Source organism: Granulicatella adiacens ATCC 49175, assembly GCF_025150565.1.
In the GTDB taxonomy this organism is placed as follows: Bacteria; Bacillota; Bacilli; order Lactobacillales; family Aerococcaceae; genus Granulicatella; species Granulicatella adiacens.
In genome coordinates, this window is the sequence record NZ_CP102283.1 from 1,764,528 (window position 1) to 1,779,638 (window position 15,111).

The window sequence follows — 15,111 nt, forward strand, 5'->3', positions numbered from 1 at the left end:
TGTACTGGTACTTCTTCCTTTTAAATGAAATGTTTAGGTTTTATTGGCTTATCAAAATAGATGGGTTTGCAAGAATATCTCTACTATCATCTACCCTTTTTGGGAGACGAGAATTTTAATCATCTCGTCCTGATAATATGTGCCAATTTTTGGTCCCAGATATTGTTATTTTGTTTCATCATTTCAGCCATGATTTTCAGCTCAAACTCTGCGCAATTATTCCTGGGTTTGAACTAGCTTTGCCAACAGGCGTTGCATTATTAAACGTTGAATTACCGGAGACCGTAATCAAGGCTAAATTACCAAAGCAATTCAGATCTTCATTTTCCAAAGGGAGCAACTCTGTTGGATTTTGCGGATAGATATGAAGAAAATTTATAATTTGTGCATTTAAGCCCTTCAAAGTCTTCAACTTTAAACATTAGCGGCTTGTAACTTTCAAATCGCTGATTGATGTTGTCATTGTATATCATTGTTGAAAAAGCCCACTAAGCACCTACGATTAGTACGAGTACAGTGAGCACAATCATTCGTACTCTTGATTTTTTTGAGTTTCTCATTAAAAATCGTGTTGGTAGAAAAATCGTCTACTTCTACCAACACGATTTTACAAAGAGCCTGTACTTACATCTCTTTTTCTCCTGTAAAACTATTGTATCTTGATACTTTAAGGAGTTGCAATCAGTCAATCTGTTACCCATTATTTTTTGGATCTAAACTTAATAACATCGCATTAATGGCGACGATGACTGTTGACACAGACATTAGGATTGCTCCTAATGCAGGGCTTAATGTGATACCAATAGGAGCCAAAATTCCTGCAGCTAGAGGGATAGCTATAAAGTTATAACCAGCTCCCCAAAATAGGTTTTGTTTCATTTTACGAGTTGTTTTGTGTGCTAATTCAATGAATGATTCAATATCTCCTGGATCGGATTGAGTCAATATGACATCAGCTGAATCCAATGCAACTTGAGTTCCAGCACCTATAGCTATACCAACATCTGCTAAGGCAAGAGAAGGAGCATCATTTACACCATCACCTACCATGATAACTTTCTTTCCTTCATCTTTAAGTGTTTTAACCAACTCATATTTGTCTTGTGGAGATTGATTTGATCTATATTCAATCCCTAAAACTTCTGCTGCGCCTTGAGCCGCTTTTTCATTATCACCTGTTGCCATAATTGGTTGAATATTGTTCTTTTTAAGAGCTTTAATTAACTCTTTACTCGTTGGTTTTAATTCGTCCCCTAAAGCTACAGCACCAATGGCATCATCGTTTTCTACTAAGACACTAAGAGTTGCTCCTTTTGGAATATCCATATCAAGATTACGTCCATAGGCTTTTTGACTGATTAATTGGTAACGGTGCTCACCTGCTTTACCCTCTACTCCAGCACCGGAAATCACATCAATCGAATCAAAAGATGCTAGACGTATATCTTGCTGCTCGGCGAACCTTATAATTGATTGAGCAATTGGGTGGCTCGATCCTCCTTCAATACCTGCCAATAAGGCAATGATTTCCTCTTTTGTATATTTGTCATTAAGAAGTTTTACATCTAATACTTTAAATTCACCAGTTGTTAAAGTACCCGTTTTATCTAAAATGATCACATCTGCATCTTGAGCTATTTCTAAGGCTTGGCGGTCTTTTACTAGTAAGCCACGGCTAGCCCCTAAGCTTGTGCTACGGGCGGTTACCAATGGAATAGCCAGACCCAATGCGTGCGGACAAGCAATAACTAATGTAGTAATAGTAAATATAACTGCCGTTGGGATATCTCCAATAATCATCCACACTACAAAAGCAAATAGCGCGACAATAACAGCAATATAGAAGAGCCACCCTGCAACCTTTTGCGCAATATTTTCTGCCCTGGAAGGCTGACTTTGAGCTTGGCTAATTAAAGTCTGTACTTGAGAGATAAAGGATTGATCACCTGTCTCAAGCACTTTAATATAAAGTACCCCTTCTCCATTTGTTGAGCCCCCGATTACTTCATCGCCAGGGCCTTTTTTTACTGCTTTTGACTCCCCAGTTAGAAGAGCTTCATTTAAACGTGATTCGCCACGCTCGATAATCCCGTCTGCTGGCACATTTTCTCCGGCTTGAACACGAATTAAATCACCTATCTTTAAGTCAGCAACTGGTCGTGTTTCAATTGAATCGTCTTCTAATACAACGTGAGCATCTTTCGGCACTAACTTAGCCAATGCTGCTTGTGCGTCTCCTGCTTCTCCAATAGCTTTCATCTCAATCCAGTGACCTAATAGCATGATTAATAGTAATGAAGCAAATTCAAAGAAAAAGTCCATCACGTGTCCACCCGTTACGTAGGTAATGATCACAGCATAAATACTGTATAAATATGAAACACTTATACCTAAAGAAACGAGTGCCATCATTCCAGGTTTTTTTTGTTTAAATTCGTCAACTGCACCTTGATAGAATGGACGTCCACCATAAACAATTAATATAGTAGATAAAATAGCTACTACAATATCAGAATATGGAAAAGTAAACTGGAATGGTAGTTTAAATCCATGCAAAGGGGAAAAGAACATAATAATAATTCCTAGTGGCAATGACTTTAAGAAAAGTTCCTTAAAGCTTCCGTGATGATGGTGGGCATGCCCACTGTGTCCTCTGTGATTATGCCCGCTGTGATCATGCCCACTGTGCCCGCTGTGATCATGCTCAGCATGATGTACTTGATGTTGATCCTTATGGTATCCATGTTCATCTGTGATTCCATGCTCCTGTTTTAACTTATCCATGTCGTCATAATCATGGTGATTATGGGACGAATATCTGTTGTCATTATTCATTTTAAATTCCTCCTTATACTTAATGATGATGTAAATGACATTCGCATTGTCCTTCTGGACAATTGCAATCCACTTCTTCTACTGCGAAAGATTTTTTCATCTCTAATATTTTTTCTAGTCGATCTATATCATCGAAGCTTAAAACATGATCTTAAATGATGCTTCCTATTACATTTCCGACTTTCTTATTGCAAATACGGTTAAAAATATCTTCTGCATCTGTGATATAAGTATTAAATTCTATTGTGCTCATTCTCCTTTTCCCTAGTTGTTTACAGATGTGAACAACTATGTTCAAAGTAAGTTTACTATTGTAAACGAATTGTGTCAAGTCTTTTTAATAAATGTAAGCATCTTGTTTTTTAAATAAATATAACAGCTATTATTGCCTTTGTTTTCCTATCTTTACCCAATACTAATTATAAGGTTACCATTGATTTATTTTTATTGATTTTAGAATTCCTTATTTTTAAAATTATATTTTCTAAATATGATGAACACTATTGAGCAATTTAATTGTTTATCGTATTTAGGAAATCAAGAATTGAGAAAAAGCGGAAAAATAGAAAAAAACCTATACACACGGAAATTATCAAATCTTTTGTTCTGTTGTTCTAAATATTCAATTTTACCGACTATTAATTGTCTTAATTTCATGTCTTATTAATATCCTCGAGTTCGAGTATCTAAATATAGAAAAGGTAAACTGCTACAATACCTAGTACCCATCTATTTGATTTCCTACTATTCGGAAAAAGCCATTTCAGCTTTTCTATGAGCAAGGATTTTAGCTTCAAGTCTTCTTTCTTCCTTGAGATTTTCTAAGGACTTAAGAAGGTACGCTAAAGGGGATTCACTGTCATAGGATATTCGCTCAATAACGTTAATTATTTCTCGACTTGTTATATAGCCGTCAGAGAGGTATTGTCCTATCATCATTTTTTGTTTATGAGTTAGACTATAATTTTAAAACTCACCAGTGAATAAATCTTGTTGGCAAAATTTACCGTTATATTCATCAGCAATTACCTGCAGGAGAGAATAATATTGAGGGTCAATATATTTTTCGGATTTTTCAATAGATGAGATATTATCAGCTCTAGTAGACGAAGAAAATTCTTTAGAATTTTTTGAGCTCTTTCTAGAACTAGTATATTCACTTAAATAAGTCTCATTGTCTTCAGTATCATTAGGGGCTGATTTTGACACTAGCCTCGTGTTATTTTGACATCCTCCTGGTATAAATTTGACACCACTCTAGATTCTACATGGGAATCTTCAACTTTTTTGTTATTTTGGGTAAGGAAGTTATCCTTCAATTGACCTAGATATATACGATTTTCCAAGTTCCCAGTCTTGGTCGTTGATTGTTGAACGTCATAAATTAAACCAAATTGTGTTAATTCTTTTTTCATTCTTAACAGAGTAGACTTAGAACAATTTAAAATATCCATCAGTTTAGAATTGGAATAGACTAAAAACACATATCCATATCCATCTTCATCAATCCAATTATTTTTAAAAGACAAACTTAATCTATCTTTTAATACTGCATAGAAGACTTTGGCATCTAATCTCATTTCTTTGTAAAGATCACTCTCAAAAAGTATTTTAGGCAATGCATAGAATCTTTCTGAAGTTTGATATTCATCGACACTTATTAAATTAATATTTTCCATATTATTTTGCCTCACCTACTTTTAACATCATCCCACCTGATTCGGGAAATTTAATTAAATTGAATTGCTAAAGCTCTTTGAGAGACTCTTCGACTTTGGAAGGTGACCAACCAGTATCTTTCATCAAAGAAACAATAACCATGTTTCTTGACTGTCTTTGTTTAGAACGTGTGTTTTTTATAGCTTGATGTCATAAAATATTTTCCTTTCGGGTAGTAAAAAGTAAACAAAAAGAGAACGATTTCTCGTTCTCTTAAATTTATTGAGTATTTTTCTTATTTCTCAAAACTCTAGACACTTACCGCGCAGTATGTGTCTGAAATTTTGAGAGGAGTCGAAACTGGAGCTATACTATACTATAAAAGTGGACAGAAAATTGTGTGTTATAATCTGTCTATTAAGACACAAAATGAAAGGATTTTTATGTCAGGTTTTAAACGTTACGACGAGGATTTCAAACAATCGTTCGTTAATCTCTATCAAACTGGTAAAATACAGACTGAATTTTTTTGAATATTCTTCTTTAAATTTTTTACTGAACAACATTTTTAATATTCTCATATCCTTATCCTCTCCTCGTAATTTCTATATTAGAATCTTACACTTAAATTGTGGGAGCATTATGAAGATATAAAATATTATTTATTATTCTACTTTAATTTGTCCCATCATACCTGCTTCTTCATGTTCAAGAATGTGACAGTGGTACATATAAGTACCCTTCTTATTAAACTTAACTATAAGTCTTACTTTTTCGTTAGGCTCAATATATACAGTATCTTTCCATCCGCTCTCCTCTGGAGAAGGCGCATTACCGTTTCTTGATAGAATTTGAACCTGTGTGCCATGAATATGGAATGGGTGCCCCATTTCATGCATCATAGATCCTGGGTTTGTAATTTCCCAAATCTCTGTATCTCCAAGCTTCACTGTTTCATCAATTCTATTCATATCAAACTTTTTACCGTTTATTGATACCATGTGACCCATACCTTGAAGCTCAAAGCTTCTTATCTTAGTAGCTTGTGCTTCTGACATTCTTTCTATATTCGTTAAAGTGCTAGGTACTTCAGTATCATCTTTCCCATCGCCTTTAACATTAAAGGTCATAATGGCTTCCTTATTACTCATAAGTGATAGCTGCGTTCCCTTTTCATACTTTGAAAAGTCCACTATTATCTCTGCTCTTTCCCCAGGTGATAACATTATATTTCTCTTGCTAACCGGTTTTTCTAAAAATCCACCATCAGATGCTATTTGATAGAATCCATCTCTATTATCTAACTTCAAATTAAAGTTACTTGCATTAGCACCATTAACTATTCTAAATCTCATCTTGACTCTATTAACCTCTAAATTAGGTTTAATAGCTCCGTTAACTATGATAGTATCCCCTGTTGCTCCATCCATCATATTTGTATTATAAATAAAACTCCCGTCCTTGCCAAAGCTTCTATCTTGAATTACTAAAGGTATATCATTTACTCCATATTCCTTAGGAATATTTAAGCTTTTTGATACTTCATCATCCACATAGAATAGTCCTGCTAAACCTTTATAAACTTGGGTAGCAGTATTTCCTCCAAAGTGCGGATGATACCACAATGTTGCAGCCTGTTGATTTACTGTAAAACTAGGCCCCCAAGTTGTTCCTGGTTCAATTCCTTGATGAGGGCCCCCATCCTTTTCTCCTTCTACCTCTAGTCCATGCCAGTGAACTGTAGTTGCTTCTTTGAGCTTGTTATTTACGTGCATATTTACTTGCTCACCTTTACTTACTCTGATGACAGGGCCTAAGAAGCTTCCGTTGTAACCCATAGTTCGTGTCTTGGTATTTGGTAAAAATGAAGTTTCTCCTTCTTGAGGTTCTAAAGTAAAATCCGCAATATTAGGATCTGGATTTTTATCCTCTAATAGTGGTGGTATAGGAAGCGTACTTTTTGTTTTACTTGTTTGAATATCTATATTAACTGCACTCTGGTTTATTTTAAAATAACTAATCATTGGTTCTAAAAATGTAATATATCCAACTGCAGTTAATACGACTGTAAGTCCAATACCTAATAACATATGTTTATTCTTACTCATTTTTATTCCTTCTTATGTTAATGATGATGTAAATGACACTCGCATTGTCCTTCTGGACAATTGCAAGCCACTTCTTCTACTGCGAAAGATTTTTTTATCTCTAATATTTTCTCTAGTCGATCTATATCATCGAAGCTTAAAACATGATCTTCAATGATACTTCCTATTACATTTCCAACTTTCTTATTGCAAATACGGTTAAAAATATCTTCTGCATCTGTGATATAAGTATTAAATTGTATTGTGCTCATTCTTCTTTCCACCTAGTTGTTTACAGATGTGAACAACTATGTTCAAAGCAAGTTTACTATTGTAAACGAATTGTGTCAAGTCTTTTTAATAAATATAAGCAACGCTTATAGCTTTTTATCTCTCCACTTCTATCCCATAATAATTTTCATAGTTTTTCCTATACTGAACAAGGTCAGAAAATTGTTCTTTATTCAAAGAATACTCTTGCATAAGGGTGTTCTTTTTTCTTGCAATTTATCGAGTTTTGATAGTATTTCTTTTGTTTTTGGTAGCTTTTTATAGTTTTCTAAAATTTCTTTAGTGGCAATTTTATATACGGAAAGTTCGCTATAATACTCCTCTGCAAATTGTTCATCTTCAGGATTTCTCTTGTGGTATTTATAGATTTCACGATACTTATTTATAGTATTTATATTTTCCATATCTTGAGATAAACTCTTCATTTTAGTTTCAATGTTCTTTATTTTATGTAACAAATCTTGTCTATCATCGGCAGATTTTTTGATTAGATCATCGAGCTGGGTAATGGAATTAATGCCTTGTTTTCTTAATTTAATTATTGAATCTGCCATTGTTTTGATATTATGTTTTCTTGCCCAAACTTCATAACCTTTGGCACTGAACCCCGTAAATGAGAATTAAATAAAAACACCTCCAAGTTGAATTGAAGTGCACCCCAAAAGTTAGACACAAAATCTAACTTTTGGGGTGCACTTCACTTAGCCGGTGGTTTTTGATTGAAACTATACAAAAAACCAGAGCCCTCGCCCTGGTTTCTCCTGTTTGTTGTATTTAATTTTCTATGTCGCTTTTACTTCATCCCATTAAAAATCTCATCGGCAATTTCTAGTCCAATTTGTGCTTGTTGCTCTGCTGTGAGGGAGTGTCCGGTTTCGTCTAGGGTGGTTAATCGTGCGTCCTTGAGGGTTTTCACCGCTTTTTTGGAAGCAGTGATGGGCACGATAAAGTCATCCGCGCCGTGATAAATATGGACGGGTGAACTAATCTTGCCCAGTCCCTCATACGCGTCGATTGGATAGACGTCGGCTAAGTATTTCTTGCTAATTTTTGTCCCTAGAAGATTAAACGTTTCAGGGGCTGCGTCTAGGCTCGCGAAGGTACTTCTGATATCGTCTGGTAAGGAGAACGCTGGATAGAGCAAGAAGACTCCCGCTAAATTTGCCGCCTCTTGCGCCAAGAGTGCCGAGACGAATCCGCCTTGACTGCTTCCCATTAAATAGAGTCGGTCCGTATTGACAAACGGGAGGGAACTTGCAAATTGCAAGGCATCTCGCAAGTTTTGCACTTCGGTTAGAACAGACATTTCCGTCGTGGCCCCCTCGCTTTTTGGAGAGGAGGAAGAAGATCCACCGGCAAATTCAAAGCTGAACACCGCCACCCCGGACTTCGCCAAGGTTTTCTGTACTTCTTCATCGTGCTCCACGCTGGCTCCGAGTCCATGGCTATAGACCACTAAAGGAACTTGTCCTTGAACATATGGAATGTACGCTCTGGCATAGAGTTTCTTCCCGTTACTAACAAAGGTGTATTCCTTCACGGTATAGGTACCGTCTGCTTTCACTTCCACGCGCAGGGCTTGCGTGGTCTCTTGAACGGTTGTTGTCGTAGGAGCCTCCGTGTTTTCTGTCAGTAGTCCGCATGCTCCTAGTAGGAGTACCGCAAATAGTGTTCCTAGTAATTTCAATCGTTGTTTCATCGAATTCCATCTTTCTTTTCTGGTAGAGGGTCTTTGCCCTTTTTAGTAGTCTACCCGCTTCCCCTTGAAAGCTCAACTGTTCTGTTTGCAAAAAACGACCGCAAGACATTCCCGCAGTCGTTTTCATTTATACTAAAAATTCTAATAATTCCGCGTAGCTACGGACTTCCACGGTTGGTTTTACCGCCGTTCGGTTCTCCTTACGCGCTAGGTTCATCCAAATCGTGTCGATTCCCGCATTAATCCCGCCTTGGATATCGGCTGTGAGCGAATCCCCAATCATCACCGCTGTCTCTTTGTCGAAATCCGGGATGTCTTTTGCCACTCGTTCGAAAAAGAGCGGACTTGGTTTTGCGACTTTTAATTCTTCCGAGATAAATACTTTTTTGAAATACTTCGTAACCGGAGAATGCTCCAAGCGACCCTTTTGAATCGTCGTGATGCCATTCGTAGCTGCGTAGAGTTCATATCCCGCCTTGGTAAGCGTATGTAGCATTTCCTCCGCACCATCGATCGTTTGCCCTTGCGTGGAGAGGATGGCCTCATATTCGGATGCTAATTCGTGGCCATCTTTTTCCAAACCGAAATGGTCGAATAACTTGGCAAAACGCGTCCCCACTAACTCTTCACGGGTGATTTCGTTTTTCTCCAGCGAGCGCCACATCGCACGATTCATCGGAATGTACACCTCAATATACTTCTCTATCTCACTGACCCCTTGATTCTCCAGCAATTTCGTCAGCGCGTAATTCTCCGCCGAATGAAAATCCCAAACCGTCGAATCCAAATCAAACAATAATGTTTTGTAGATCATCTACCTAACCCCTTTACATTGTTACCTTATTCTTTGTTCAAACTGATATTCCGTTTGCAATGTTTTTAAAAAGCCTTCTAGTCCTTTTACAAGGGTGCGATTTGTCTCGAGTGGTTTCTTTTTCCCGAGAGTGATTTCTTCCTTTGCCCGTTCCACTAAAGCATTGAATTCCTTCTTGAAAGAATGACGTCTCCAGAAAAAGACAGCTCCTAGAACGATAAAAGGAACACTCCATAACAAGAAATAGTAGTTCGTGATGATTACTAAGGCTTCGATCACTCTCCCAACACCCAGTTTAGGAATGAATTCCAATTCACTCCCTATCAACAAAAAGAAGTATGTATTTTGTAAATAGACACCTGCAAAACAAAGAGCGAATACGGGCCATAGTATACGCGCTATTTGATGATCTTTCGGTAAAGGTGCTGCATCTTCTCTTTCAGAAATCACCTTTTCCAATAATTCTCGGAGTCGGTTGGCTGTTTCTTGTGTGACTTTCTTCTTCATTCTTACTCCTTCTGTTTTTAAATCTCTTTATTTTAAAGTAGCCTTATAACCCATAAGTTTTGTATTTTTTAACGAGGAACTGAGCGTGTTTGACGTAGTCGTTCTCGTTTCCGTGAAATGCCTTCAGTGCTTCTTCGGCAACCGGCAAGAGTGCGCGGATGTCTTTTTGGATAAAGAGCCGGTTACGTGTGTATAGCGCCGTTGCAAAAAAATTCCTAAAATGGGAATCCTCCAGATGAGCCATAAATAAAGAGTGGCAATCATCAAAAAGGCAAAATACAGTAAAGGTGGCATAATAATCGCAGCCACGGATAACAGGACGGTTCCAAACCCCGTCAACGATAAAATGATTGCAAAGAACGTCAACAACATCGAGGCTACTTTTCGTATCTTTGCATCCGTATACGGAACGGTTATATTTAAATTCTCTTCTATGACTACTCTTTCTAGAGGAACTTCAATCGACTAAGTTGGTCTTCAGAAAGTCTGTAGTAAGACTTGATTATTTCTCGGTTTTCTTCCATCCTAAGTTCTCTCCCAGGATATAATATTTCGACTCTAACACTTGCATCAATCTTTGAAGCTGCTTGATTTCTCCCGGAACATCCTCCACAGCAACATTCTTATACAGTGCAATTTCTGCTCGAGCGATCTCTATTAGTTTAGTAAAAGCGCTTCTTCGATATTCATGAACGCTAGAAGAGATCCCAAAATATAACACCCATAGCATGCCGATTGGAAGCCCAAAGAAAGCAAGCACAATCATGGCATCATAGTATGATTTAGTGAATAACCCTATTATTGGAAGAGTGACAACCAAACAACCGAACAGCACTATATTATGAATGATACTAATCAGAAAGCATGGCACACCTTTTGGCAACTTTGTGGCGTCTTGCTGTCGTTTGGATAAAATGGTCACAAGCTGTTGTCGTAGTTGAGAAATATCTTCTTGTGAAACGTTTCTATGAAATAATCGTAATAATGACTTTATACCCGGTTCACGTGACTCTTCGATGTTGAACGCATCATCATTTCCAGACAAATACTGCTTTAATGCTTTCACACTGTTTGGAAGTTCTTCGTCGGTGAAGTTTTGCCATTCCAAGACTTCTTCTTTTGCTCTACGTAAAATATGTGCCTGCTCTTCTTTAAAAGCCATACGTTCCCATAGAGAAAGTCCAACTCCAACGATAAAAATAAATACATATATTCTAAAGAACGGATTAAACTCAATTTGATCCTTTAAAAATTCTAAAGGATGTGTAACCAACCTCTGAAACAAAAATTCAAAACCTGGTAAAGAAAACAGGAAGATGAATGCAGTTAATATTATCAAGAATATTTTTAAAATGTTTTTTAAGATAATTGGCATTACTGAAGCACTAGGAAGTGCAACCACTTCCCCTGAACGTTCTCGAATCGCTGCCATTAGAAATTCTCTTAGTTGCGCCAGCTGAATTTCTTCAATCCGTTTTTTCTTATTCATAGATCCCCCTAAATCCGACTGTTTATTTCTTTTCATCACATAAATCCATCTATGTCATATTCTCTTCTAATCCCTTTAAGAGATCCCTCAATTTTTGCCTCTGCTTAATGTTTTTAAACCGTCATTCCGTATGCTTGGCTTAATTCATACACACAATCATCCAACTCTTGAATCAACTCTTCTGAGAGTTCTAACTGTTGTTCCTTGATTCTTTTCGCATCCTCATCCGCAAGTTTTAATAATTCCTCAAACTCTTGTTGTGCTTTCTTCTTTTGGAACTGAAGGAGTAATTTATAACTAATGATCATTCCTAGAAGAAGTATAATGAGTATAATAATTCCCTTTTCGAGGGTAAAAGATGCAGACGCTCTAAATATCAAATGATGCCATAGAACTAAGCAAAAAATAACATCTGCTATCACTATCCATTTTTGAACAAGTTGTGGAGTTCCCCATTTCGATTCCGGTATGTCTGTTCTTTTTGGGTTTATCTTTCGTAAAAGCTGTTTTAATCGATGGATTCTGAAATCTTCTCTTTGTTTTTCATTTTGATTAAATTCTGTACCCTTTTTCATAACACTCATAAAATATTTTAAAGTTACAATCTCCTGCGGAAGAGAATCTTGAGGTATATTTTTTGATCCATTAATAATAATATTTGCAGCATTCATTAATCTATCAGTTTCTCTTTGCTTAGAAAATCGAATAAATCTGTTGCTAAAAATAAGTACCAAAAGAGGAAACACCCAGCAGATCAATACGATTGGCCATGCCATTAGATTAGTGAATAGTATATACCTTACCCCCTCTATATTTCCTAGTAATAAAACCACTACAAAAGTTAGTGCTACTAGCGGAAAAGCAGTGATGCAAAGAATGCCAATCATTATCAACTTGCCAAGAAAAAGACCCTCTCTCATTTTTCTCAATGAACGCGGCAATGATTGTACCTGACTATTCTCTAGAGAAACCTTCTTCAATAGGTCCCTTAATCGACTAAGCTGGTCTTCAGATAGGTTGTAGTAAGACTTGGGCATCTCTCGGTGTTCCTCCATTCTAAAATTTATCCTTTTTTAAAAAGATTCCTTTTACAGGTTTCTAAGACAAATCGTAGTCTAATCGTAACTCCTCTAAATGATATTTTAATGCTTTTACAGAATGCGGAATCTCTGCAGATGGAGTGTGTTCCCATTTCGCGAGCTCTTCATCCGCTCTTGCAATCACTTCTCTCACATCTTGTTTTTGAAGGTGCAGTTGCAAGAAATATAAAAAGAGCATCACTATTGGAAGAACTACGATAATATAAGGTTCATGTTGAACATATTCCAGAGCATACTTCACAGCGTATTGATTTCCTTCATACCAAACTTGCACGAAATGAAAGAATCCTCTTATTTTATAATTTAATGACCATATATTATAGATTTCGACAATCATTAAAATGTTAAAAAGTATCTTTGGAATATATCTATACGGTCGCACTTCAATCGTCTCTTCTTCCATACCAGATAAAGCCGCAACTTCATTGACCAATTGTTGTAGTCTATCAATTCTTCCCTCTTCAAATCTTCTTTTCATCTTTTATTCCCCAAAATTTATTTACTTCCCTTGTCATTGGTTACTTCTGTTTCTAACTTCAACTCTTCCATGTAGTACAGTAGTCTTTCCGCTTCTTTACTCATTGGAATCAGCGGATCTTCTTTGTATACAGAAATCTCTTCCTCGGCGAGTTCAGTTAACATTCCAAACTCTTGATAATAGGACTCTACCCTGAAATAATGAACCAAATAAATGACCCCTATAATGAGGAGTAGCGTGCCCATCCCTAGTAAAATCCCAAAAAGTAAAAACGGCGGGAAAAAAAGCCCCATCAGAATAAAAGCTCCTCCCGACTCAAAGATGTCTGGATTCATAAGTAGCGAACCTACTAAGATAAATTCTAGTGCAAGAACGAGGCCTCTAGAGATTCTTCCATCCTGCGGCAACTCATTCTCACTATTATTTTGCATCATCACCGCTGTAAGCAATTCCCGCATCCGCGTTAATCGTCTTTGTCTGATCCCTTTTCTAAATAATTTCATTTCGTATCTCCCTAAAATTCGAATATCTTCTTATAATCCTCAATAAGAAACTCTGCGTCTTCAATGTCGCTTGTCATATTTGTGCGGTTGGTTTCTTTTAATTTTTTCTCTAACATTTTCAATATAGTAAATTCTTTATTTAAGGTGGAGCCGTAACGTTTTGACGTTGTAGCTCCGAAGCATACATTATGTACTTTCCTCATTAAATAATTCTATCATCTATTGATAACGAGAATTGCTTATATTGTACCATAAACATAGGAAAAATGAATATGACAAGATAGTTAAAAACCTTTGTAAATAAAGCTTAAATCAATCTTCGAACATTTAAATGTGTTAAAGATTTATCGATATGGTATGATAAAAAACAGAAATATCCTAAATATAAGAGGCGCGTTATGAAAGAAAATGAAGTTATTTTAAAAAGGCAATCTACTCGAATATTTTTCAAAAATGGGGATACGGATTTTTTCTTTAATTGGTTGTTAGGTATAGGAGAAGTTTTTGGTTTTTCTCACGGAGAACTTTATTATCTTGCCCAAGAGTTGGGCAAATCACCAAAACCTGATAACTGGAAAAGTGTTTTTTTATCGCATGGAAACTATCTTGAACAAAAAGTAAGTCATTCGGGTTTGAGTGAGCAAACAAAGGCACAATATTATCTAGCACAGACCTATTCCCTTCGTTCAGCAATTCAGTTTATCAATCCTTTTTCTGACGAGTATTTGCCTACCGTTCATAAAATGGAGACGGCGTTTTCTAACGCCATTCAATCACTAGGAGCCCCAGTCGAAGAATTATCGATTCCTTATCAAGATTCCTATTTGCCGGGCTATTATCTTCACAGTGGTAATCATTGTCCAACATTGATTATGATTGGTGGTGGAGATACCTATCGTGAAGATTTATTTTACTTTGCTGGCTATCCAGGTTGGATGCGAAGTTACAATGTTTTAATGGTTGATCTACCTGGTCAAGGGTCCAACCCTGGCAGAGGTTTAACCTTTGATGTAAATGCCTCTATTCCAATTTCACAGTGCATAGACTGGTTAGAAGGAAGAAATCCTCAGCTGAATCATCTAGCCATTTATGGAGTTAGCGGAGGGGGATATTTTACCGCACAAGCTGTCGAAGAAGATACAAGAATCCATGCATGGATTGCAAGCACTCCTATTTATGACGTTTCGGAAATCTTTAGAAAAGAATTTGGGGCAGGCCTAAAAACTCCAAGTTGGTTAATGAATGTCCTTTTAAAGTTAGCTGGAAGTCTGAATGAGGCTGCGGATTTAAATCTTAAAAAATATGCTTGGCAGTTTGGTACTTCTGATTTTAAGAGTGCTATTAATGAAGTGTTTAAGCGTGCAAAGGTTGTGGACTATCAAAAAATTCAGTGTCCTTGCCTATTTATCATGGGAGAGGGTGAAGGCGCCGAATTACAACACCAAACCAGAGTGATTTTCGAAGCACTTAAGTCTAAAAATCCGCAAACTAAACTTCAAATTTTTGAAGCGGAAAGTGGTGCGGATGCTCATTGCCAAGTCAACAATTTGAGACTCGCTCATAATGTCGTTTTTGATTGGTTGGACACCTTATTTGAATGGAATCAGAAGGGATAAATTAGATTTATAATCCTGATTATAGTCCTCCTA

At 36.7% G+C, this 15,111-nt stretch carries 12 protein-coding genes and 4 pseudogenes; 3 read left to right on the forward strand and 13 right to left on the reverse strand.

Going from position 1 to position 15,111, the window contains the following annotated elements; all coding sequences use genetic code 11:
* Positions 1–137: 137 nt before the first annotated feature.
* A complete protein-coding gene (locus NQ540_RS09730) occupies positions 138–362 on the forward strand; it encodes a hypothetical protein (RefSeq protein ID WP_005606287.1) in 225 nt (74 codons plus the stop codon).
* Between the two features lie 331 nt (positions 363–693).
* Here NQ540_RS09730 and NQ540_RS08675 read toward each other — a convergent pair whose 3' ends face one another.
* The 9 genes and pseudogenes from NQ540_RS08675 to NQ540_RS08715 all read right to left on the reverse strand — a co-directional run bounded on the left by NQ540_RS08675 (position 694) and on the right by NQ540_RS08715 (position 9,892).
* Positions 694–2,835 (reverse strand): heavy metal translocating P-type ATPase, encoded by a 2,142-nt coding sequence (locus tag NQ540_RS08675; RefSeq protein WP_039848973.1) that lies wholly within the window; start codon positions 2,833–2,835, stop codon positions 694–696.
* Positions 2,836–2,854: 19 nt separating this feature from the next.
* Positions 2,855–3,052, reverse strand: a pseudogene (locus NQ540_RS08680) (CopY/TcrY family copper transport repressor); the annotation flags it as partial.
* 527 nt (positions 3,053–3,579) lie between these two features.
* A pseudogene (locus NQ540_RS08685) lies at positions 3,580–4,514 on the reverse strand (replication initiator protein A).
* Between the two features lie 645 nt (positions 4,515–5,159).
* Positions 5,160–6,602: a multicopper oxidase family protein gene (locus NQ540_RS08690; RefSeq protein ID WP_005606293.1), complete on the reverse strand. Its 1,443-nt coding sequence runs from the start codon at positions 6,600–6,602 to the stop codon at positions 5,160–5,162.
* 17 nt (positions 6,603–6,619) lie between these two features.
* Positions 6,620–6,817 (reverse strand): annotated as a pseudogene (locus NQ540_RS08695) (CopY/TcrY family copper transport repressor); the annotation flags it as partial.
* A 151-nt stretch (positions 6,818–6,968) separates the two neighbouring features.
* Positions 6,969–7,474 (reverse strand): annotated as a pseudogene (locus NQ540_RS08700) (mobilization protein); the annotation flags it as partial.
* A gap of 191 nt (positions 7,475–7,665) precedes the next feature.
* On the reverse strand, positions 7,666–8,571 hold the full coding sequence (locus NQ540_RS08705) for an alpha/beta hydrolase family protein (RefSeq protein WP_005606297.1): 906 nt from the start codon (positions 8,569–8,571) through the stop codon (positions 7,666–7,668).
* Between the two features lie 127 nt (positions 8,572–8,698).
* A complete protein-coding gene (locus tag NQ540_RS08710) occupies positions 8,699–9,385 on the reverse strand; it encodes a YjjG family noncanonical pyrimidine nucleotidase (protein WP_005606298.1) in 687 nt (228 codons plus the stop codon).
* 21 nt (positions 9,386–9,406) lie between these two features.
* Positions 9,407–9,892 carry a hypothetical protein gene (locus NQ540_RS08715; RefSeq protein ID WP_005606299.1) on the reverse strand — a complete coding sequence of 162 codons (486 nt, stop codon included), beginning with the start codon at positions 9,890–9,892 and terminating at the stop codon, positions 9,407–9,409.
* A 253-nt stretch (positions 9,893–10,145) separates the two neighbouring features.
* On the opposite strand from NQ540_RS08715, the gene NQ540_RS08720 reads away from it, so the two are divergent.
* Positions 10,146–10,361, forward strand: a complete 216-nt coding sequence (locus NQ540_RS08720) for a hypothetical protein (protein WP_005606301.1) — start codon at positions 10,146–10,148, stop codon at positions 10,359–10,361.
* Positions 10,362–10,394: 33 nt separating this feature from the next.
* Here the strand turns inward: NQ540_RS08720 and NQ540_RS08725 are convergent, their stop codons facing one another.
* The 4 genes from NQ540_RS08725 to NQ540_RS08740 form a co-directional block, all read right to left on the reverse strand.
* The gene (locus tag NQ540_RS08725; protein WP_039848976.1) at positions 10,395–11,381 is read right to left on the reverse strand and encodes a hypothetical protein; all 987 of its coding nucleotides are present in this window, start codon (positions 11,379–11,381) and stop codon (positions 10,395–10,397) included.
* Between the two features lie 113 nt (positions 11,382–11,494).
* Positions 11,495–12,268 (reverse strand): hypothetical protein, encoded by a 774-nt coding sequence (locus NQ540_RS08730; protein ID WP_156780439.1) that lies wholly within the window; start codon positions 12,266–12,268, stop codon positions 11,495–11,497.
* A gap of 211 nt (positions 12,269–12,479) precedes the next feature.
* Positions 12,480–12,959, reverse strand: a complete 480-nt coding sequence (locus NQ540_RS08735; protein WP_005606307.1) for a hypothetical protein — start codon at positions 12,957–12,959, stop codon at positions 12,480–12,482.
* 17 nt (positions 12,960–12,976) lie between these two features.
* The gene (locus NQ540_RS08740) at positions 12,977–13,462 is read right to left on the reverse strand and encodes a hypothetical protein (protein ID WP_005606309.1); all 486 of its coding nucleotides are present in this window, start codon (positions 13,460–13,462) and stop codon (positions 12,977–12,979) included.
* A gap of 398 nt (positions 13,463–13,860) precedes the next feature.
* Between NQ540_RS08740 and NQ540_RS08745 the strand changes: the two genes are divergently transcribed.
* A complete protein-coding gene (locus NQ540_RS08745) occupies positions 13,861–15,078 on the forward strand; it encodes an alpha/beta hydrolase family protein (RefSeq protein ID WP_005606311.1) in 1,218 nt (405 codons plus the stop codon).
* The last annotated feature ends 33 nt before the right edge of the window (positions 15,079–15,111 follow it).